This is a genomic window from Streptomyces albicerus (genome assembly GCF_008905045.1).
Classification (GTDB): domain Bacteria; phylum Actinomycetota; class Actinomycetes; order Streptomycetales; family Streptomycetaceae; genus Streptomyces; species Streptomyces albicerus.
In genome coordinates this window covers 20,259-39,994 of the sequence record NZ_VWMY01000065.1, presented here as the reverse complement: position 1 = coordinate 39,994, position 19,736 = coordinate 20,259, and the positions used below count along the sequence as shown (strand labels likewise).

The window sequence follows — 19,736 nt, the reverse complement described above, 5'->3', positions numbered from 1 at the left end:
CTTTGCACGCCTGTCACGCCTGTCTACCGTCCGGCGTCGACGTGTCCAGCTCTGCCCGCTGCCCTCCGCTTCCCCGCCGCCCGCTTGAGGGAACGCCGACGCGCCCTCGGCACCGAAGGGCGGCGCCTGAGCGCGGGCCGACAGGCCCTGCGCGCCCTCGCTCACCTCCGCAACGGCCGGACACAGAACACGTTCGTAGCGGGGATACGTGTATGTATCCCGTCGCTGTACCGAGACACCTCTCTCCCGCACTTGGGGGTGTCGGCGGAACGCCCGCTCACTTCGCGCCCCCACATGTTCGTCACCGGCTTGACGGGTGACCGAAGGTGCGTAATGATCGATATGTGTGACCAGATCACCAGCTTAGCGGGTGTCGGTGCGCCAGATGTTTCAGCCAAGGTGTCTCTGCTCCCCGTTCTCCCCCGGCCGTCAGTTGCCAACTCTTCACCACCGAGACAAGGAGTTCCACACATGAATCCGACCGGAGATACCAACCCCACCACCACAGGCCGTCGCCGGTTCCTGGGTCTCGCCGCGGGTGCGGTCGCCGCCACTCAACTCGGTATGCCAGGCCAGGCGCAGGCGGCGACAGGCGGGGCGGCATCGGCGGGTCCCACGTCGGTGACAGGCGCCTCCTCCGGCTCAGCCCAGCCGATCCCCGGAGTCCGTCCCTACCGCATCAGGGTTCCGCAGCGGGAGATCAGTGACCTTCGGCGGCGGCTGCGGGCCATACGCTGGCCGGAGCGCGAGACCGTCGGCGACCGATCCCAGGGCGCCCAGCTGGCGAAGGTCCGCCCGCTGGTCGAGTACTGGGGGACCGGGTACGACTGGCGCAAGGTCGAGGCGAGGCTCAACGCGTTGCCGCAGTTCATCACCGAGATCGACGGGGTGGACATCCAGTTCGCCCACATCCGCTCGCCGCACCCCGACGCTCTGCCGATGCTCATGACGCACGGCTGGCCGGGTTCGATCATCGAGCTCCTGAAGGTCATCGACCCGCTCACCAACCCGACAGCCCACGGCGGGCGCGCCGAGGACGCCTTCCACCTCGTCCTGCCGACGCTGCCCGGCCACGGTTTCTCCGGCAAGCCGACGTCGACCGGGTGGAACCCGGCCCGCATGGCGACCGCGCTCCACCAGCTCATGCTCCGGCTCGGGTATCAGCAGTACGTCTCCCAGGGCGGCGACCACGGCTCGATCATCGCTCAGATCCAGGCCACACAGCGGCTGAAGGGTCTGCTCGGCATCCACATCAACATGCCGGGCACCGTGCCGCCGGACGTCCTGCGCCACCTGCGCAACTTCGATGCCGCGCCCTCGAAGCTGTCCGCTCGCGAGAAGGTCGCCTATGACCGGCTGCTGCACTTCTACCGCGACGGTTTCGGCTATGCGGCGATGATGAACGAGAGCCCGCAGACCATCGGTTACGCCCTCGCCGACTCGCCCCTCGCGATGGCGGCGTACTACTACGACAAGATCGCGGAGTGGACCGACTCCGGCGGCGAGCCCGAGAAGGTCCTCACCTACGACGAGATGCTCGACGCCATCTCGCTGTACTGGCTGACCAACACCGGGGCGTCGTCCTCCCGGCTGTACTGGGAAGGCACCCAGGCCGGCGGCGGCCCGTTCAACGCGCGCGACATCCCCGATGTCCCGGTGGCGGTCACGGTGTTCCCGGCCGAGATCTACCCCGCGCCGCGGAGCTGGGGCGAGCGGGCCTACGGCAACCTCATCCACTGGAACGAGGTCGACAGGGGAGGCCACTTCGCCGCCTGGGAGCAGCCGCAACTGCTGTCCCAGGAGCTGCGCACGGCCTTCAGGTCATTGCGGGGCTGAGACCGGGCGTGGAGGCCTGTGAGCTTGCAGCCGTGTGTGAGTACCTGGGACTGGATGGATGCCGGTCTTGCGGCACATATCTGCCCAGCGACATCGAGCATGTGTCCTTCCTCACTCCCTGAGCGGTTGTGTGAACCCCGCACCGGCCCGGCTCCGGTTGTCAGGCATGGGAAGCAATGAACTCACCGACAGGGTGGCTCGACTCATCGAGAAGCCAGGGCCGTTGAGCATCGTCCAGGCCGGCGATCCGGTGCTCCGGAAGAAGACCGCTTCCTACGACGGGCAGCTCGACGACGACATGCTGCGGCAGCTGATCGCCAGGATGCGCGAGACGATGGAGCAGCTCCACGGAGCTGTCGGACTGGCCGCGCCGCAGGTCGGGCTGCCGCTGCGGCTCGCGGTGCTGTCGACACCCGCAGAGTTCTCCGCCCGGTTGATCGAGCGCGGGCAACAGCCCGTGCCGTTCACCGTGCTGGTCAATCCCTCGTACAAGGCTGTCGGACGACCGCGGAGGGCGAGCTTCGAAGGGTGCCTGAGCGTGGACGGCTGGCAGGCCGTGGTGACTCGTCCCGACCGGATCAGGCTGACCCGCGATGACGAGACGGGGCAGCGCCATGTGGAAGAGCATGCCGGGCTCGGGGCGCGGATCATCCAGCATGAGACCGACCACCTCGACGGGACGCTCTACCTTGACCGCGCCGAGCTGCGGTCCCTGTCCACGACGGAGCAGGCAGTGGTGCGGTGGGGTGCCAACGGCCTGGCGGACGCCGCCAGGCAGCTCGGCTTCCCGCTGCCGTAACGGACTTCTGGGGCAGAGGGGGTAAACCGGGCGGGGTCCGCCCTCTCGGAGCCGGCCGCGGCGGGCGGCCTACCAGGCGCGCTGCGTGCGGACTTGTCGGCGACTCCCGCGGCCGGCAGGGACAGCAGACTGCGGCCCCGGCCGGCCGCGGGAGTCGGTTGGTGAGGCAGGTGTCACTCGATACGACTGGCACAGCTGGGACATGTCACAAGGCCGCGACAAGGGACATGTGCAACCCGCGAAGTCATTAATCACCGGCTTGACGGGTGACGGTAGCGGCTGCCATGATTGCGTCACCGCCTCAACCGGTGACGCAAAAGTGTCCTGGTCGGCAGGCGCCCGAAGTCCTTTCGACCCAGATGGGGAGCACCAGTCATGGCAGTCAGCTACACCGCCGTTGTCGACGTCGACGGAGAAGGCCGGAACGGCGGTCACGTCCGCTCCTCCGACGGTCTGCTGGAGACCGGCCTCGCCCTCCCCAAGGAGCTCGGCGGCGCCGGCACCGCGACCAACCCCGAGCAGCTCCTGGCCGCAGGCTGGGCCGCCTGCTTCCTCGGCGCCCTGCGCCGCGCCGCCACCCTCCGCAAGATCCGGCTCACCAGCACCACCATCACCGCCGAAATAACCCTCACGCACGGCGACGACGGCGAGTTCTCCCTCTCCGCGGTCCTGAACCCGGTGCTCGGCGGTGTGGACCAGGCCACCGCCGAGGAGCTCGCGCAGGCCGCCCACCAGATCTGCCCGTACTCCAAGGCCACGCGCGACAACATCCCGGTCACCATCAACGCCGGCGTCGCCGCCTGACCCCTCCCCCTGGACCGCGGGTCCCGTGTTCCCCCTGCACGGGACCCGCCACCCCCTCAGCCGTACCCACACCGCCGACCGAAGAGTTAGGGCAGGACATGGCTTCCATGACGCACACATACGTACGGATCGCCCCGCAGCCTCGTTCGGATCGCGACTGCCTCCCCGGCGAGCGGCCGTCCCGAGACGCGGCAAGCTCCGAGGACCGTGACTTGCCGACGGACACGCAGGTGTGGAACTGGGCGGAGAGTGCGGCGCTGTTGGGCTACGGCCCGTCGGCCTCCAGCTTCCTCTGACCGGCGGAAGGACCGCTCCGGCACCGGACCGTGCCGGACCCGGCGAGCCAGCGTCGCGTTGAGCTCCCATCGGTCGAGTGCCTCCTCCCCGGCGCGCGTTCGCGTCCGAAGGCGGAGCGCCAAGATTCACACGTATCCCAAAGCCGTCAGGCGCGTGGCTCCGGTAACGAATTGAGTCAGGTGACTGAGGCGACACATGTCGACCGCGGCCGACACTGAGAGTGCAGTGCCGGCCGACGTATGCCGAACCATCGAAAGTGAGATCACAGCCATGGACATGAAGCTCGAAGTCGTCATCCTGCCCGTCTCCGACGTGGACCGGGCCAAGGGCTTCTACGTGGAGCAGCTCGGCTGGCGCCTCGACGCCGACTTCCCGATCAACGACGGCTACCGGATCGTGCAGGTGACCCCGCCCGGCTCCGAATGCTCGATCATCTTCGGCCAGGGCCTCACCCAGCAGGAGGCGGGCACGCTCCACGGTCTCCAGCTGACCGTCACCGACATCGTCAAGGCCCAGGAGGAGCTGACCTCCCGCGGTGTGGAGGTCTCCGGCCCGTTCCGCGACGAGACCGGCGCCTTCCACCACGCCGGTGGCTCCCACCGGGTGCCCGGCCTGCACCCCGAGCGGGCCAGCTACGGCACCTTCGCCGCCTTCAAGGACCTCGACGGCAACGAGTGGTTCCTCCAGGAGGTCACCGAGCGCGCCCCGGGCCGCTGAGACCGCCACCCCGCCACGACCACGACACCCGTCCGACCGACACCCGTCCGACCGAGACCCATCCGACCGGCTCCGTCACCGGAGGACACATGCCGACCGAGAACATCCGCACGTACGACGTCATAGTGATCGGCGCAGGTCCGGTCGGCGAGAACGTCGCGGACCGGACCGCCGCCGCGGGCCTGAGCTCCGTCATCGTGGAGAGCGAACTGGCCGGCGGCGAGTGCTCGTACTGGGCCTGCGAACCCAGCAAGGCCCTGCTGCGCCCCGTCCTGCTCCGCGCCGACGCCGTGCATGTTCCGGGTCTCGACCCCGCCGTCAAGGGCCCGCTGGACGTCGATGCCGTTCTGGCGCACCGCAACCGCATGTCGGCCGACTGGAAGGACGACGGCCAGGTCGAGTGGATCAAGTCGGCCGGCATCGACCTGCTGCGCGGTCACGGACGGCTGGCTGGGGAGCGGGAGGTGTCCGTGGAGACTCCCGAGGGCGACACCGTCCGCCTGCGGGCCCGGCACGCCGTCGCCGTCTGCACCGGCAGCCACGCGGCCCTGCCCGCGCTGCCCGGGATCGAGAGCCTGCGGCCCTGGACCAGCAGGGAGGCGACCAGTGCCCAGCAGCCGCCGAAGCGCCTCGTGATCGTCGGCGCCGGTGTGGTGGGCGTCGAGATGGCCGCCGCCTGGCAGGCCCTGGGCAGCCGGGTGACGCTGCTCGCCCGGGAGGACGGACTGCTGCCGCGGATGGAGCCCTTCGCGGGTGAACTGGTCACCGAGCGGTTGCGGGAGGCCGGTGCGGACGTACGCTTCAACGTCTCCGTCGTCGGCGCGGAGCGGATGGGCGACGGCGAGGATGAGGTCCGTGTCGCCCTGTCGGACGGCGGTGAGATCACCGCCGACGAGATCCTCTTCGCCACCGGTCGCGCCCCGCGGTCGCAGGACATCGGCCTCGGCGCCGTCGGCCTGAAGCCGGGTGACTGGCTCGCCACCGACGACAGCCTGACCGTGACCGCTGTACCCGGGGACTGGTTGTACGCCGTCGGCGACGTCAATCGCCGGGCTCTGTTCACCCATCAGGGCAAGTACCAGGCCCGCGTCGCCGGGTCCGTGATCGCCGCCCGCGCCCGCGGGGAGCGACTGGACACCGGCCGTTGGGCCCCGCACAGCAGTACGGCCGACATCGAGGCCGTCCCCGGCGTCGTCTTCACCGACCCCGAGGTGGCTTCCGTGGGCCTGACCGTCCGCGAGGCCGAGCGCACCGGCCGGGCCGTCGAAGTCGTCGACTACGAGATCGGTCACCTCGCGGGTGCCGTCCAGTACCGCCCCGACTACCGGGGCAGGGCGCGGATCCTCATCGACCGGGACCGTCAGGTCGTCGTCGGCGCCACCTTCGTAGGACCGGGCGTCGCCGAGTTGCTGTACTCGGCCACCGTCGCCATCACCGGGGAGGTGCCGGTCGAGCGTCTGTGGCACGCCGTACCCGCGTTCCCCACCATCAGCGAGGTGTGGCTGCGCCTGCTGGAGACGAGGAGGGACTCATGACCACCGCACGCGACCTCGCGCTCGTCGCCCTGGGTATGCCGTCCGATCGGCCCGTGGCACAGGGAGACCTGTCCCTTGCGCTCGCGGGGGCCGAGGCGATCGATCTCCTGGAGAGCGGAGCGCTGAGCCTGGACGGCGACCGCATGGTGCCCGGCCCTCGGGCGGCGACGGGTGACCGTCTGCTGGACCAGGCGCACGCCTCGCTCACCCGGCGGGAACCGTACGAGACGGTCGACGAGTGGCTGTGGCGCAGCGGTGGCGAGCTCGCCGCGGCTTATGTCGAAGACCTGGAGCGGGCAGGGCTCGTCACCCACCCACGAGGCCACTTCCGGCTGCGGTCCGCGCGGACCGTCCTGGCCGACTCGCAGGCCCGCCGCAGTGCGGAGGAACGCAGGGCGTCCGGCGAGCCCGTCCTCGCCGCTCTGCTGGCGGCCGCAGGGATCGGGGAGGACCCGGCCGAGGCCCGCGAGAGCCTCACCGGAGACGCGGTCACGACGGTGCTGGCCGCCGTCGGCGACGCGGTGACACAGCTGGAGGCCCTACGACTGCGACGGGACGTCGAGAACGCCGCGTTCGACAACATGTGGCGGGGGTAGCTCGCATCAGCGCCGCCGGCTCCGCCAGACGCGGGTGACAACTCGTGTGAACCTTTCTCCCTGGGACATCCGTGGAAGTAGGGGGAACAGAGGAAGTCCTCGCGGGACTTTCCGCCCGTCGGTCCCGTCGTGAGGAGAAGGAACACCCTGTGATGCCTCACCCGTCCCGCGTGGCGGGCTCTGTCGCGCGAGGTGTACAGCGGCGGCCTCCTGGGGATCACCGCGCCAGCGGGACGAGCGGAGGTGTCAGTAGGAACTGTCCGCCTCTCCCTGCTTCACCAGGGTGTACATGACGGCACGCTGCTGCTTGTGGCGCCGGATACGTCCCTTGGCGACCAGGGATTCGAGGGTGTTCCGCACTACCTGCGGTGTGGGGTTGCGGTCCGGGTGCTTCTCGAGGAGTTCGTCCCGCAGCTCCTTCGCCAGACGTGGCTCCTCGTACTGGCCGAGCAGGTCCGCCAGCAGGTCACCGAGCAGCGGCTGGTGCGACTTCCCCTTCGCACCGGCCTGCGCGGTCTTGGCGGCCGGAGTGGTCCTGGCCGACGTGGAGCGTCGTGCAGCGGTTCCGGCAGGGGCCTTCTTCGCCTTTTCGACGACGGGCTCTTCCTGCAACTGCTCGGGCAGACGGGACGCGTCCGCGAAACCCTCGTACTGCTCGGCGAGTTTGATGATGTCTGCCAGGAGGGCCTCCTCCTGCTTCAACATCGTGATCTTCTCCGCCAGCTCCTGCTGTCGCCGACGGTTCTCCTCCAGGTCCGACGCGGCTTGTGCTACGTACCGCGATCGGAGCGTGGCGGCTGATTGGCTGGTCACACCGTTCACTCCCTCGATATGGATGACGCTGCGCATGGTACCCACGCCGGGGGTCCCGTGCGGATAGGTGTCAGCACCAGATGGTTCGTCTGGCATGCCCACTGTTCACGATAGGCGCTGATGTGCCTGCGCATGTCGGAAGTGTGGACCCTTTTGACCTCCTGAAGGATCTACGACATCACTCTCGCGCGGCTCCCTTCCGGACATACTGCCCGGTAAGTGTGTCGTAGAACCGCTGCACTGACGACCCAGGGTGCGCCGCCGGTGTATGTGTGGGCCCTTACCGAGTCTGGCCTGGGGGACGGGCGCGGGTGTCGGCCCGCCCTTCGGATCCGGGCCTGTCACCTGACGGCCTGCTCGTGGGCCGTCACAGCGGCCTCCTTGGCCGACCCATGGTGCACGGGTCCGTGACCAGGCAGGACGAGGTCCGCGTCCAGGCTCTCGAGCACGGTCAGGGAGTCGAGAGCCCGGGCACGGTCGGTGTGGAACATGTCGGGCAACAACTGCGGTCCACTGATCCGCGACGTGGGGTGTGCGGTCACCAAAGCGTCGCCGGTGATCAGGACGCCGCTGCCGGGCAGGTGGTAGGCGCAGTGGCCCTTGGTGTGCCCCGGTGTGTGCACGGGCACCGGCGCACCGGGCAGGTCCAGTGCCCCCGGCGCGGGGAACCCCTGCGGCTCGCTGACCGGAACATGCGTGGTTCCGCCGGCTCGGAGGGCGTGTACGGCCCACGGGAGCACACCGGGCCGCCATGCCTGCGCGAGCACCTGGCCGACGGACACCTGGTCGAGGAAGTCGCGGCGGGCGTGCGGTACCTCCTCCTGGTGCATGAGAACCGGCACGTCGTACGTGGCGCGCAGGTGCTCGGCCGCGCCGATGTGGTCGTTGTGCGCGTGTGTGACCAGGACGGCGGCCACGGAGCGGGCGTTCAGCCCGACCGCCTGCAGTGAGGCGAGCACGGCGTCGCGGTCGCCCGGGTAGCCGGTGTCGACGAGGGTGCAGCTGTCGCCGTCCTTGACGATGACCCAGTTGGTGTTGCTGCCTGACACCGAATAGACGTTGCTCTCGACGCGGACGATGTCGTCCTCACGCAGAAGCTTCGGCATGGTCGCTCTGATCCTCTCGGTGCTGCCGGATCCCGGAGGGGGCCCGGCCGCTGGGTGAGCGGCAGGGCCCCGGTCGTGTTGGTTGGCGACTCGTGTTAGTCGGCGTCGCGCTGGAGGTCGGCCGGAGTCGCTCCGGGCGGGCCGAGGATGACGTCGCCGAACTCCTCGGTGACGGCCTGGAACAGCCCCATGTCCCACTCGGTCTCGGTAGTGGCCAGGTGGGCGGGCGTACCGGTGCGGCTGATGAGCTCCGCGAACCTGGCGGGAGAGGTGATGGCGAGGGTGCGCGTACCGTCGTCCCCCGCCTTGATGGTGTGGGGCGTGTTCATCTTGATGGCGTAGAAGTCCCCGGACCGCAGGGTGAAGGCGTCCGAGCCCGCCCAGACCGTCAGCGAACCGGAGACGACCCAGATGCGCTCCTCGTAGCCGGTGTGCAGATGCAGCGGCGTCCCGGCGCCCGGGGGCAGGATGACATCGGAGACGTCGTGCCGGCCCTCGGTCTCCTCCCCGGAGGCGAGGACCGACAGGCGCAGATGCTGGCCGAGAACGAACTGACGGTCCTGGGGAACCGGCGGCGGAGAGGGGAAGTCGGTCATACGTGTGACTCCTGCTCGGAGGTGACAAAGGATCAACGAACACAAAAGTGGGACGCACCGGAGAACACCCGGCGGAGACCGGAACATTTCTCGGCGGGGTTTCTCCAGCAACAGAGTAACGTGTGAGAGGTCAAACCTGTGTGTCCGCCCTCGGTCCTGAACGCATCCGATGGTCCGGACGGAATGCCGTCAGGCGGACCCGGCGGCCATGCCCGCACCTCTCCCTGGCTGTTCCGGCACCCCCGCGCACCCGCACATCGAGGGCCGGCAGGAGTCGCTCATGGCATCGCACACGGAGTCTCTCAGCGCCATGACGGCCTCGCGCAGCTCCGGCGGCAGGGGAGTGGGCAGCGAGGGCCCACGGCCCCACAGCGGCCCCTGCGGCCGTGACCTCGTCGGCTCGCCTCCGGGCACGGGTTGCGCGGGCAACGCCGGCAGGAGGTTCGCGGCCGTCATCACGGCGGCCGCCCTGGCCGCGACCTCGGCCCGGGCCGTCGTCAGAGCCTCCAGGACACTGTCGCCCAGCTGTTGGGCGGCCATCTCGCGGAACCGATCGTCGACGAAGCGGATCCACGACGCGTGGCCGTCGGCACCCACGGTGACCTCCACGACGCCGTCCCTGGAACGCGCCGTCACCGACAGCGCCCTCAGCTGTTCCCGGGCCCTGGACAGAGTTCCGTACCGCTCGGCGAACTCGGCGAGGACCTTCTCCAGACGGCTTCCCGGTGACGTCTCCATCGTCCTCCTCTGCCGGTGAAGCCACCCGCAGGCGGCACGCACATCCTCGCCGCATGTCTCCGAAAGGGGAAGAGGACGGGTGTGTCAGAGGTCACCCGGCCTGGGCTTTCCGACACATGAAGGACACGAGAGGACCGCGCAATTGGTTCACATGTGCGCCGGTTATGCTCCGTGCCGAACGCACACCCCACTTGGAGGACTCTTGTTCAGCATCACCGTACGTGACCACATGATGGTCGCCCACAGCTTCCGCGGCGAGGTCTTCGGCCCGGCCCAGCGGCTGCACGGGGCGACGTTCCTCGTGGACGCGACGTTCCGGCGCCCGGAGCTCGACGACGACAACATCGTCGTCGACATCGGTCTGGCAACCGCGGAACTCGGCAAGGTGATCGGCGAGTTCAACTACCGCAACCTCGACGACGAGGAGCGGTTCCACCAGATCAACACCTCGACGGAGTACCTGGCCAAGGTGATCGCCGACCGCCTGGTCGAGGTGATCCACGCGGGCACGCTGGGGGAGGGCGCCCGGGGGATCCGCGAGGTCGTCGTGACGCTGCACGAGTCGCACATCGCGTGGGCCAGTTACGAGCGCAGCGTGTGACACACGCACGGGGGCCGGTGCCGCCGACACGGCAGCACCGGCCCCCGGCCTCTCCCGGCACGGCTCAGCCGCGCACCGTGACCGGGGGAGTGTTGTACCCCTCGATCCGCAGCTTCGGCCGGCCCGAGGGCAGGGCGGACGCGGGCCACGACAGGGTGACCGTGCGTGTCTCACCGGGCAGCAGCCACAGGTAGTTGTCGTCGTAGAGGGTCGGCAGGACGCGGGCGCCGTCCTCGCCCAGCAGGGAGAGCCGGACCATCGCGGCGACCATGGACCCCCTGTTGCGGACCGTGGCGGTCGCCGTACGCCGGTCCCCGTCGCGCGACACCTGTGTGAGGGAGGCCGACAGCCTGGCCTGCTGGACCTGGTTGAGGGCACGCAGCGCCTCGGGGGTGCGGCAGCGCCAGTAGGTGTTGCGTGACAGGACCTGGCCCCTGTCGTCCGCGAGGGTCAGCCGCAGCAGGTGCAGGTCCGGCAGGTCGTCCGCGGGGGCCGCGGTGAACGCCGCCGCCGAGGCCGCGGGATCCACGTCCACGCGCGCTTGCCGGGTGTTCGCGATCCGGCGGCCGGACAGGTCGTACGTATCCGCCGTGACTGTCGCGCGCTTGAGTGCCTGCCGGGTGTGGTTGACCGCGATGACCTGCCACTTCACCGGGTCGGCCTGGACGTGCAGGGGTTCGCAGGCGTTCCGGCAGCCGAAGTAGGCGCCGTTGACGTCGAAGTCGTAGTCGTAGGTCTGCCAGACGGTGCTGTGCCAGGCCGGGTGGGACATCCACAGCATCAACCCGCTGGCGTTGTCCCACAGGTCGGCGTTCCAGGCCTCGAACGTGCTGGAGGCGGTCGCCTGTTGGCGCAGCGCGAGATCGGTGCCCGGCTCGGCGCTGTCGATGACGGCCAGGGACCGCAGGGACTGATCAGCCATGTGTAGTGGTCCAATCACAGGGGGTGGGGCGTGGCAGGTGTCGCCAGTAACGGGGTGCCTCTAGCGCCCTGACAACGTTGCCATAGGCTGTTGCGGCGGACACTTCCCTGTCAAGGCCCGTGCCGATGACGAAACCTCCAGCCGTGCCGGACGAAGAAACATGTGAACGGTGATGACACCCTTTGACGACGGCGCCACGCCGATGACCCTGTCTGTGCTGCCCACCGACCCCGCCTTCGCGGAGCTGCTGCTCTCCAGCCATCTGCGGCTGGTGGGCGAGCCGCTGTGTCCGGCGGTGTGGGAGACCGGGCGGGATGCCGCGCGGTGGCTGTACGAGCAGGCCTCGTTCGGGCTGCTGGCGCACGACACGTCCGCCGACCCGCGCTTCGTCTACGCCAACAGGACGGCGCAGGACTGTTTCGGCTACTCCTGGGACGAGTTCGTCGGCCTGCCGTCCCGGCTCTCGGCGCGCCCGGACGGCCAGGAGGACCGGGAGGCCTTCGTGCGCGCCGTGACAGTCCACCACTACGCCACCGGCTACCGGGGAATACGCGTCGGCAAGAGCGGCCAGGCCTTCTGGATCGAGGACGTGACCATGTGGGACCTGATGGACACCCACGGGCGGATCCACGGCCAGGCCGCGGTGTTCCGCTCCTGGTCGACCGTGGACATGTGAAGGAACCTCGAGGCTCTGCGGTGCGACGAGCCCGCCACGGTGTGTCGGCCGTGGCGGGCTCGTCATGTGATGCGCAAGGGCTGGGGTCTACTGGAAGTCGCAGCCCGGGTTGGGGGCGTCCTCCGACAGCGGGGCGCCGTGCGGCAGGACGTACAGGACGTCGAGGACGACATCGGTCGTGCCGAGGTTGCGGCCGATGTGCACGTGGTCCGCGCCGGAAGGCTCGGTGAGGCCGTTGCCGGCCTTGTAGACGCCGTCGGACTCGCAGTCCGAGTCGAAGTGGCTGAGCGTGCCCTGCTGGACGAAGCCGTAGAGCGTTCCGTCGTGGTAGTGCCAGCCCGTGCTCTGGCCTGGGGGAACGGTGACCTGGCGGAGGATGTAGTCCTTCCCGTCGAACGTGGTCTGGGAGATGATCTTGCCCGTCACGCCCGGACCGCCCGGGGTGGCGAACGCGGTGCCTGCGCCGAGGGACAGACCGATGGCGGCAACCGTGGTCACTCCCAGCCGCAGCAGGTTCTTACGCAATGTGCTCATACCTTTCAGGTGACTTTCAGGTGACTCTCCAGCACGCCGATCCCGGCCGTGGCGTACCCGGAACGGTCGGTGCACTGGCTCGCGGGAACACGCGCTCACAAAGGGCGCAGTCGGCGACAGTGGCACGGGGGCCGCACTGCGCGGTGCGTGCCGAGCAGACAGTGTCACATACCTGGTTCGGGCCGTCGGGCCCGCACACCTTCCACGCAGTTGCCTCACGACTGTCACATGTATTTCCATGAGGAGTCGGCCCCAGGCGGGTGAAAGCGACTCGACACATGTGACATGCAACTCACGTCTTGCAGCTGTTTGGAGTACGTCAAGACGGGGAATCGGTGTCCGGAGTGGGAAACTCCCTGGTGGGAAGGCATTCTTCGGCGCCGAAGGACACCTCGTGAGCATATGTGTTCGCCTGTCGAGGGCCGCGGCACTACGGCGGCACAGATGCGGCATGTTTCTGGCACTTGCCGCTGCCTAAAGTGCGCACGCGGGGGTTACATCCGGCCCCCGGTCGCCGTACGACAGAGAACCAGGATGGTTCAGAACACTATGGCTACGCCCCTCACGGCTATGTCCCGGTCCGATCTGCTCGGCACCATCATGAGGGAACACCGGGACGGTCTTGTCTCGTACGCCGAGAAGATGCTGGGTGACCACGGACTCGCTGAGGACATCGTCCAGGAGACCACCATCCGGGCCTGGCGGAACATCGACAGACTGCTGGGGATGGAGGGGTCGGTCCGCGGCTGGCTGTTCACCGTGACCCGGCACCTGGTCATCGACTGGGTGCGCAAACCCCACGCCCGAAAGGAGGTTGTCGGAGTCACCTACAGCGACCCCGTGTCGCGTACCGACAGCACCGAGGCGGTGCACGACGCCCTGGTGGCCAGGCCCTTACTGCGCCGGCTGTCTCCCGATCACCGTGCCGTGCTGGTCCACATATACCTGTGCGACCGCAGCATTCAGGAAACCGCCGGCATCCTCGGCATCCCGGCCGGCACCGTCAAGAGCCGTCACCACAACGCCCTGCGCAAGCTGCGGAGCGTCGTGCGACCGGAGGCCGCGTAAGCGCTCCGCTGGCGGCACGGTGATGAACCTGCGGGTCGGTGGGGGCTGGTCGCGCCGTTCCCCGCGCCCCTTACGGGGCTGCTCAGAAGCCGGTTGAGTGCAGACACATCTCCAGCGTCGAGATCAGTTGTCGTCGGAATGTCTCGCCGCGGGGGTCGTGGCCGATGGCGCGGACGAGCTCCGGCAGCAGGTACTGCTCGGAGACGATCCATTCGGCGGCGTCCGCGCGTTCGCCGAACTCCTGGGGCCGGACTCCTGGTCTCGGCGGCGGCAGGATCACGCTGCTGCCGTGCGGTGCGAGCAAGGCCGTGGCGGCGTTGGCGCTGTGCAGATAGTGCTCGAACATCCTGGCCAGCGCCTCGGACCGCACGGTCGGGGAATCCAGGAGCGAGCTGAGCTCCCTCGCGTAGGTGCGCAGCAGTTCGTGACAGGTGTACCGGCCGGCGGCCAGTTCGACGAGCAGGTGGTGGTCCATCAGCTCGGCCACGTCCTGCCGGGTGCCGCGCGGGTCGGTGCCGGCCAGGCTGGCGGCGGCCGGCAGGGTGATGTCACGCGTGGGATGCAGGCCCAGCAGCCGGAACAGCCGCGCGGCGCTGCTGCTCAGCGCTTCGTAGGAGCGGTGGAACGAACTGCGGATGTCGGTGCGGGCATCGCGGCCGGACAGAACGTCGAGGCAGTCGTCGGCATCCTGGAGCCTGGCCGCGAGCGAGGCCAGCGGGAACCGCGGCTGCACCAGTGCCCGGGTGCCGGCGACGGCCAGCGCCAGCGGCAGCCCGCCGCACAGCTCCACGATCTCCTCCGCGGCGGCGTGCTCGGCTCTGGTCCGGGCGGTGCCCAGGCGCCGGTCGAGCAGTTCGAGGCCCTCTTCGTGGGTCATCGGATCCAGCGTGATGATCCGGGCGTTGTCCGTGACGGCCAGGCCCTCCAGCCGCCGTCGGCTCGTGACGATCGCGAGGCAGCCCGGCGTGGCGGGGAGCAGGGGACGTACCTGCTCGCTGTCCTCGGCGTCGTCCAGGACGAGGAGCAGCCGACGTCCGTCCAGGGCACTGCGGTAGGCGGCGGCGAGTGCGGCGGCGCTCGAGTGCGAACGGTCGTGCTCCACGCCCAGCGCGCCGAGCACCTCGGCGATGGCCTCGGCCGGGTCGAGCGGGGGCTGGGAGGCGTGGTGGCCCTGGAGGTCGACGTAGATCTGCCCGTCGGGGAAGTGGTCGGCGACCATGTGGCCCCAGTGCACGGCCAGCGTCGTCTTGCCGACGCCCGCCATGCCGCAGATGGCCGCGGTCGTCATCGGAGGCCGGCTCTCGCCCTTGAGCGGCAGCAGCTCCAGGCACTGGCTCAGTGTCTGCCGACGGCCGGCGAAGGAGGCGCAGTCCGCGGGCAGTTGGGCCGGCCTGCCGGCTTCCGTGGGACGGGGTGGGGGAGTGTCCGGGGCCCGGGAGACCCTGCGATGGAGCAGGTGCTGCTGGGCGGCTCGCAGTTCGGGGCCGGGCTCGACGCCCAGTTCCTCGGCCAGCGCGCCGCGGATGGTCTCGAACTGCTGCAGGGCCTCGGCCTGTCGGCCGGTGGCGGCCAGGGCGGCGATCACCCGGGAGTGGAGTGCCTCGTCGAAAGGGTGGCTCTCCACGGCGCGCCGCAGCATCGTCAGCACCTCCTCCGTCAGCGCGGGCGCCGCGGTCAGGACGGCGTCGGCGGCTTCCTTCACCGTCGCGACGAACTCGTGGCCGACCGAGGTGAACGCCGGATGCCGGGCCACCGATGAACCGGCGGCGACGACGGGACCGCGCCACAGCCGGAGCGCTTCGACGAAGTCCGCCGCGGCCTGTGCGGGAGCGCCGCCCCTGACCGCGAGCTGTGCCTCGGCGCGCAGGTCGCGGAAGCGCAGCAGATCCGAGGTCGAGGTGTCGGCCAGCAGGCGGTAGCCGTCGGCGGCGCGGACGAGGTGTTCCGCGTCGGTCCGGCTGCGTAGCTCGGGTTCGAGCGTCCTGCGCAGCGCACCGATGTGCCGGTGCACCACGTTGACGGCGCTGGTCGGCGGTTCCTCGTCCCACAGGATGTCGACCGCCTCGCTCAGGGTGAGCGGGCCGGGGGCGCGGAGCAGCAGCAGGGCGAGCAGGGCCAGTCGCTTCGGGGGGCCCAGGTCGATCTCGGTCTCCCCGCGCATCGCCCGCACGGTACCGAGGATTGAGTAGCGCACTGTCGCGTCCATCTCGCGGCCGGCCTCGCCATTTCTCATGAGGTGCTGTTGGTCGCCTGTCGTCACCGCGCCGCCGGGGGACCCAAGCCGTCTCCGCCCGAGGGGCTTGCGGCCAAGACCGCGAAGTGTAGCCACGATTCATGACACGTGTGCGCAGCGAAGGAGGGCTTGAGGTGTGTCATCGCGGCGGTGGTGTCCGGGTGGAACCGTCTCTCCTGAGCGGTCGCGGGCGGGACGACTCCCCAGGGTGTCGAGTGCCGCACCGTGCTCGCATGACCGACATGTGCGCCTCCGAGAGAAGAGAAGTAACCGCCTTGACAGGTGACGACTTTTTCATGGGCTTGCGTCACCTGTCAAGATGGTTACTCTTGAGGTGGTGAGGCAGAGCGCGCCCCGGTGAACCCCGCGGTGGCCTGTTCCGTTCGTTTTCATGACAGGCTGCTGTCGGCTGGGCGATTGCTGTGGGAGCCTGCTCACCGACGGACCGGTCCGAGCGGTGACGCCAGGTGGTGGCACACGTGTCTCGTGCTACGGCCGTACCGCGCTCGGGTTCGAGCGGTCATGTCGGTGGGAGGAGGAGCCCTTGTACGCCCTGGTCCCTGACGATCCCGTGTTCTTCGCGAAGTTCCAGAGCCTGGAAGAACCGCTTCTCCGCCACCTCTACCGACTGCACAGCGCGGGCCTGGAGTCCGACGACGAGCGGGTCGTCTCGGATGCCTACGACAGCTGGGTGCAGGTGCTGCTGAAGCTGCCGCTGTGGTCCCGGTGGCACACCGAAGAAGCGTCCGCCGACCCCGCTCCGGCCGAGCAGTACACCCTGCACAGCGTGCGCGGCGACCAGCTGACGAGTCTGTACCCGATCGAGCTGACCGCGGTCGATCTCGGACATCTGGCGGCCTGCCTCGACCTGTTCGTCGAGGCCGACAAGCTCTGGCGTCCGATACCGGAGCAGGCGTGTGCCGAACCGCCGGATCGGGCGGAGAGCCTCACCGATGTCTTCCGACGCGTCATGGAGGTGCTGCTGCTGCCGCCCCCGCAAGGCCTTCTGGGCTCCCTGCCGCCCGTCGTGCCCCAGGGATCCGTCGTCTCCGTTACCCTGCCGGCCGAGCAGGAGACGGAGTACCGGCGCTTCTGCGAGGAGATCGTGACCATCCTCAGCTCGGGCGACACGTTCGCCTACCGCAGTCATCGAGCCATGTATCTCTGAGACACCTCGAAGGTGACGGCCGGATGCGTCGCTCTCGTGGTCCGTTCAGTCGCCGCGCGAGCGGCCGAGTCCCCCTCGGGCCTCCAGCGCGTACATGCCGTGAACCATTGGCCCCGGCCCGTCCGTTCCTATGGTGAGCGGCTCTTGGAGACGGATCCTCCAAGACAGCCGCGGGTTCAGGCCTCATACCAAGGGACTGAGCCGGTATGGCCCGCTCCCGCGTTCCGGTGGCGGGGCGGGCCGTACCGTGAAATCCATGCCGCAAGCTCCTCAAGGACCTGGCCGCCGACTGAGCCCCGCGTGTGCCCGGACCGCGCGCCGCCCAGGTGAGGGAGTCCGCCCCGCCCAGGTGAGGGGGTCAGTGTGCGGTCGCGGCGGGCGCGGTCTTCTTGCGGGCCCGGTATGCGGCGGCCTTGATCTTGTTGCCGCAGGACTCCATGCCGCACCACTGGCGCCGCATGCCCCGGGAGCGGTCGATGTAGACCCGGGTGCACTCGGGGTTGCCGCATTCCTTCATCAAGGGGACGTCCGGGCCGCTGAGCACTTCCACGGCCTGCCGGGCGACGGTCGCCAGTGCCTGCTCGGGCGTCGCGTCGGTGTGCCGTCCGGCCACGGTGAGCTGCGGCGTCACGGGGGGCTTGCGCGCGGCGGCGTTGACCACGGCGAGGGCTTCGCGGTCAAACTCCTCGTCGAGACGGCGGTCCGTGACGAGCCGGTAGATGGCCTCGCGCACGCTCGTCGCCTCCCGGACGTCGTCCTCCTCGCCGGGAGTGATCGTGTCCACCAGCCCGGACTCCAGGTACCAGGCATTCAGCCGCTCCGGTGTCACGAACATCTCGAACCGGGTCGAGCGCCGGGCTCGGAGGGTGGCCGCGAAGTCGAGGGCCGGGTGCCCGCATACGAATACATGGTCAAGATTCACATCACCATCTTGACAGGTGACTCATGTCGAGCGCAAGGAGCGTCACCGCTCCAGACGGTTTTCGCTGGTGACAGCGTGCTCGAGATCGTACGGCTCCTCCTCCCGTCGACCGTGCCCCGGTTCCAGGAGGAGTTCGCGGCCCTGCCACCGTCGGCGCAGCCAGCGGTCGTGGCTCGCCACGACGATTGCGCCGGGGCCAGGACCCAGTGCCGCCTCCAGCTCATCGCACAGGGCAGGGGAGAGGTGGTTGGTGGGCTCGTCGAGCAGCAGCAGCTGGGGCGGGCGGGCCACCAGGAGGGCCAGCGCCAGACGGCGGCGCTGACCCACGGACAGCTGTCCGACCGGTTTGCCCAGGTCCGCCTCGTGCATCAGCCCGAGCGAGCCCAGCGGCACCTTCTCGGCCCGCTGCGGGCCCAGCGACAGTTCGTAGGTGTCCCGGACCGTGCGATCGGGCCGTTCGAACACGGTGTCCTGGGTGAGCAGCCCGACCGTCAGCCTGCGCCGCCGGTACACCTCGCCCTCTGCCGGGAGACGTCCGGCGAGCACGGCGAGCAGCGTCGACTTGCCCGCACCGTTGCCGCCCGTGATGAGCAGCCGGTCCGTCGCCGACACCTCCAGGCCGTCCAGTGCGAGTCGGCCGGGCACCCGCACGTCGTGCAGGGACACCAGGGGCCGCGGGCTCTCCTCGGCACGTGCGGCCAGGTCCCCGGCCGAGAACCGCAGCGGACGCGGCGGCTCGGCGACCTGGGAGCGCTCCAGTTCCTCCAGCCGCCGGGTGGCGTTGCGGACCCGGCGGGAGATCTGGTTCTGTACCCGGCCGGCCCGGTGGCCGTAGCCCATCTTCTCGTTGTCGGTGCGGCCCCGGTCCGGCGCGACCCGGTGCGCGGTCACCCCCGCCGCGTGCCGCAGCTCCGTCAGTTCCTCCTGTTCCTCGGCGTGCCGCCGCTCCCAGCGTTCGCGCTCGGCGCGCTTCTCCGACAGATAGGCGCTGTAGTTGCCGCCGTAGCGGACCGGGCCGTCCGCCGCCGGGTCGAGGTCGATCAGGTCGGTGCAGACGGCGTCGAGGAACGCCCGGTCGTGGCCGGCGACGACCACGGTCCCGGGGAGGCCGCGGATCTGCTCCTCCAAGAAGGCGGCGGCGCCGTCGTCGAGATGGTTGGTCGGCTCGTCCAGCAACAACGCCGACGGCCGCCGGACGAGCAGTGCGGCCAGGGCCAGCCGGCCGCGCTGCCCGCCGGAGAGTGAACCGAGCGTGCGGTCGTGCCCGAACGTGCCGAGGCCCAGGCCGTCAAGGACCAGGGCCGCACGACGGTCGGCGTCCCAGGACTCCCGGTCCTGGGCCTGCTCAAGGCGCCTTCCGTAGGCGTCGAGGAGCTCTTGATGGCCGGGGTCGTGCTCCGGGACGCGGGCGAGTTCCTCGCCGAGCCGGTCCAGCTCGGCGAGGTCCTCGCGAGGCTCGCGCAGCGCCTCGTCCAGCACGTGGGCGAGCGTCGAGTCGGCGTCGTACGGCATCTCCTGGTGGAGGAAGCCGAGGTCGCCCGGGCGGGTGACGCTTCCCGCGTCGGGTTCGTCCACGCCTGCGAGCACCCGCAGCAGGGTGGACTTGCCGACGCCGTTCTCCCCGATCAGGCCGATGCGGTGGCCGGGCGAGGCGGTGAGAGAGATGCCGTCGAGGACGCGACGGCCGTCCAGGTTACGGACGAGGTCGTGGGCGAGCAGAGCGGGCTGGGGCATGGGGATCCGTCCGACGTGATCGGCGTTCGGCCCGTGGGGCG

19 protein-coding genes and 2 pseudogenes are annotated in these 19,736 nt (G+C 69.7%); 12 read left to right on the top strand and 9 right to left on the bottom strand.

The features are described from left to right. Window positions 1–2 precede the first annotated feature (2 nt). The 8 genes and pseudogenes from GAS53_RS58575 to GAS53_RS42605 form a co-directional block, all read left to right on the top strand. Window positions 3–234 (top strand): annotated as a pseudogene (locus tag GAS53_RS58575) (hypothetical protein); the annotation flags it as partial. Between the two features lie 237 nt (window positions 235–471). Further along, window positions 472–1,836: an epoxide hydrolase family protein gene (locus tag GAS53_RS42635; protein WP_225859432.1), complete on the top strand. Its 1,365-nt coding sequence runs from the start codon at window positions 472–474 to the stop codon at window positions 1,834–1,836. A gap of 166 nt (window positions 1,837–2,002) precedes the next feature. Beyond that, window positions 2,003–2,635 (top strand): peptide deformylase, encoded by a 633-nt coding sequence (locus GAS53_RS42630; RefSeq protein ID WP_151483152.1) that lies wholly within the window; start codon window positions 2,003–2,005, stop codon window positions 2,633–2,635. A 375-nt stretch (window positions 2,636–3,010) separates the two neighbouring features. Then, the gene (locus tag GAS53_RS42625) at window positions 3,011–3,439 is read left to right on the top strand and encodes an organic hydroperoxide resistance protein (RefSeq protein ID WP_151483151.1); all 429 of its coding nucleotides are present in this window, start codon (window positions 3,011–3,013) and stop codon (window positions 3,437–3,439) included. A gap of 107 nt (window positions 3,440–3,546) precedes the next feature. Then, entirely contained in the window at window positions 3,547–3,735 is a 189-nt protein-coding gene (locus GAS53_RS42620) for a hypothetical protein (protein WP_225859428.1), read from the top strand. Window positions 3,736–4,006: 271 nt separating this feature from the next. Further along, window positions 4,007–4,453, top strand: coding sequence for a VOC family protein (locus GAS53_RS42615; protein ID WP_151483149.1), 447 nt, complete (start codon window positions 4,007–4,009; stop codon window positions 4,451–4,453). Window positions 4,454–4,542: 89 nt separating this feature from the next. Continuing rightward, on the top strand, window positions 4,543–5,988 hold the full coding sequence (locus GAS53_RS42610; protein ID WP_151483148.1) for a dihydrolipoyl dehydrogenase family protein: 1,446 nt from the start codon (window positions 4,543–4,545) through the stop codon (window positions 5,986–5,988). Continuing rightward, window positions 5,985–6,584 (top strand): GOLPH3/VPS74 family protein, encoded by a 600-nt coding sequence (locus GAS53_RS42605; RefSeq protein WP_151483147.1) that lies wholly within the window; start codon window positions 5,985–5,987, stop codon window positions 6,582–6,584. The genes GAS53_RS42610 and GAS53_RS42605 overlap by 4 nt, the downstream gene beginning before the upstream one ends. A 246-nt stretch (window positions 6,585–6,830) precedes the next feature. Here GAS53_RS42605 and GAS53_RS42600 read toward each other — a convergent pair whose 3' ends face one another. The 4 genes from GAS53_RS42600 to GAS53_RS42585 all read right to left on the bottom strand — a co-directional run bounded on the left by GAS53_RS42600 (window position 6,831) and on the right by GAS53_RS42585 (window position 9,837). Further along, entirely contained in the window at window positions 6,831–7,397 is a 567-nt protein-coding gene (locus tag GAS53_RS42600) for a hypothetical protein (protein WP_151483146.1), read from the bottom strand. Window positions 7,398–7,738: 341 nt separating this feature from the next. Continuing rightward, a complete protein-coding gene (locus GAS53_RS42595; protein ID WP_151483145.1) occupies window positions 7,739–8,503 on the bottom strand; it encodes an MBL fold metallo-hydrolase in 765 nt (254 codons plus the stop codon). A gap of 95 nt (window positions 8,504–8,598) precedes the next feature. After that, complete coding sequence (locus GAS53_RS42590; RefSeq protein ID WP_151483144.1) at window positions 8,599–9,099, bottom strand: cupin domain-containing protein; 501 nt, start codon at window positions 9,097–9,099, stop codon at window positions 8,599–8,601. A gap of 189 nt (window positions 9,100–9,288) precedes the next feature. Continuing rightward, window positions 9,289–9,837, bottom strand: a complete 549-nt coding sequence (locus GAS53_RS42585) for a YbaB/EbfC family nucleoid-associated protein (RefSeq protein WP_151483143.1) — start codon at window positions 9,835–9,837, stop codon at window positions 9,289–9,291. Window positions 9,838–10,039: 202 nt separating this feature from the next. Here GAS53_RS42585 and GAS53_RS42580 point away from each other — a divergent pair, with 202 nt between their 5' ends. Beyond that, entirely contained in the window at window positions 10,040–10,438 is a 399-nt protein-coding gene (locus tag GAS53_RS42580; protein WP_151483142.1) for a 6-pyruvoyl trahydropterin synthase family protein, read from the top strand. Between the two features lie 64 nt (window positions 10,439–10,502). On the opposite strand, the pseudogene GAS53_RS42575 reads toward GAS53_RS42580, so the two are convergent. After that, a pseudogene (locus GAS53_RS42575) lies at window positions 10,503–11,264 on the bottom strand (glycoside hydrolase family 2 protein); the annotation flags it as partial. Window positions 11,265–11,532: 268 nt separating this feature from the next. Here GAS53_RS42575 and GAS53_RS42570 point away from each other — a divergent pair. Next, window positions 11,533–12,036 (top strand): MEKHLA domain-containing protein, encoded by a 504-nt coding sequence (locus GAS53_RS42570; protein ID WP_225859431.1) that lies wholly within the window; start codon window positions 11,533–11,535, stop codon window positions 12,034–12,036. 87 nt (window positions 12,037–12,123) lie between these two features. On the opposite strand, the gene GAS53_RS42565 is transcribed toward GAS53_RS42570, so the two are convergent. Then, complete coding sequence (locus GAS53_RS42565; protein ID WP_151483141.1) at window positions 12,124–12,570, bottom strand: cupin domain-containing protein; 447 nt, start codon at window positions 12,568–12,570, stop codon at window positions 12,124–12,126. 570 nt (window positions 12,571–13,140) lie between these two features. Here GAS53_RS42565 and GAS53_RS42560 point away from each other — a divergent pair. Beyond that, window positions 13,141–13,638: a sigma-70 family RNA polymerase sigma factor gene (locus GAS53_RS42560; protein WP_151483140.1), complete on the top strand. Its 498-nt coding sequence runs from the start codon at window positions 13,141–13,143 to the stop codon at window positions 13,636–13,638. A gap of 82 nt (window positions 13,639–13,720) precedes the next feature. Here the strand turns inward: GAS53_RS42560 and GAS53_RS42555 are convergent, their stop codons facing one another. Beyond that, window positions 13,721–15,799, bottom strand: a complete 2,079-nt coding sequence (locus GAS53_RS42555; RefSeq protein WP_225859427.1) for an AfsR/SARP family transcriptional regulator — start codon at window positions 15,797–15,799, stop codon at window positions 13,721–13,723. A gap of 616 nt (window positions 15,800–16,415) precedes the next feature. On the opposite strand from GAS53_RS42555, the gene GAS53_RS42550 reads away from it, so the two are divergent. Beyond that, on the top strand, window positions 16,416–17,039 hold the full coding sequence (locus GAS53_RS42550) for a hypothetical protein (RefSeq protein WP_151483139.1): 624 nt from the start codon (window positions 16,416–16,418) through the stop codon (window positions 17,037–17,039). 358 nt (window positions 17,040–17,397) lie between these two features. Here the strand turns inward: GAS53_RS42550 and GAS53_RS42545 are convergent, their stop codons facing one another. Both GAS53_RS42545 and GAS53_RS42540 read right to left on the bottom strand, forming a co-directional pair. After that, on the bottom strand, window positions 17,398–17,961 hold the full coding sequence (locus GAS53_RS42545) for a CGNR zinc finger domain-containing protein (protein ID WP_151483138.1): 564 nt from the start codon (window positions 17,959–17,961) through the stop codon (window positions 17,398–17,400). A 42-nt stretch (window positions 17,962–18,003) separates the two neighbouring features. Then, entirely contained in the window at window positions 18,004–19,695 is a 1,692-nt protein-coding gene (locus GAS53_RS42540; protein ID WP_151483137.1) for an ABC-F family ATP-binding cassette domain-containing protein, read from the bottom strand. Window positions 19,696–19,736 lie beyond the last annotated feature (41 nt).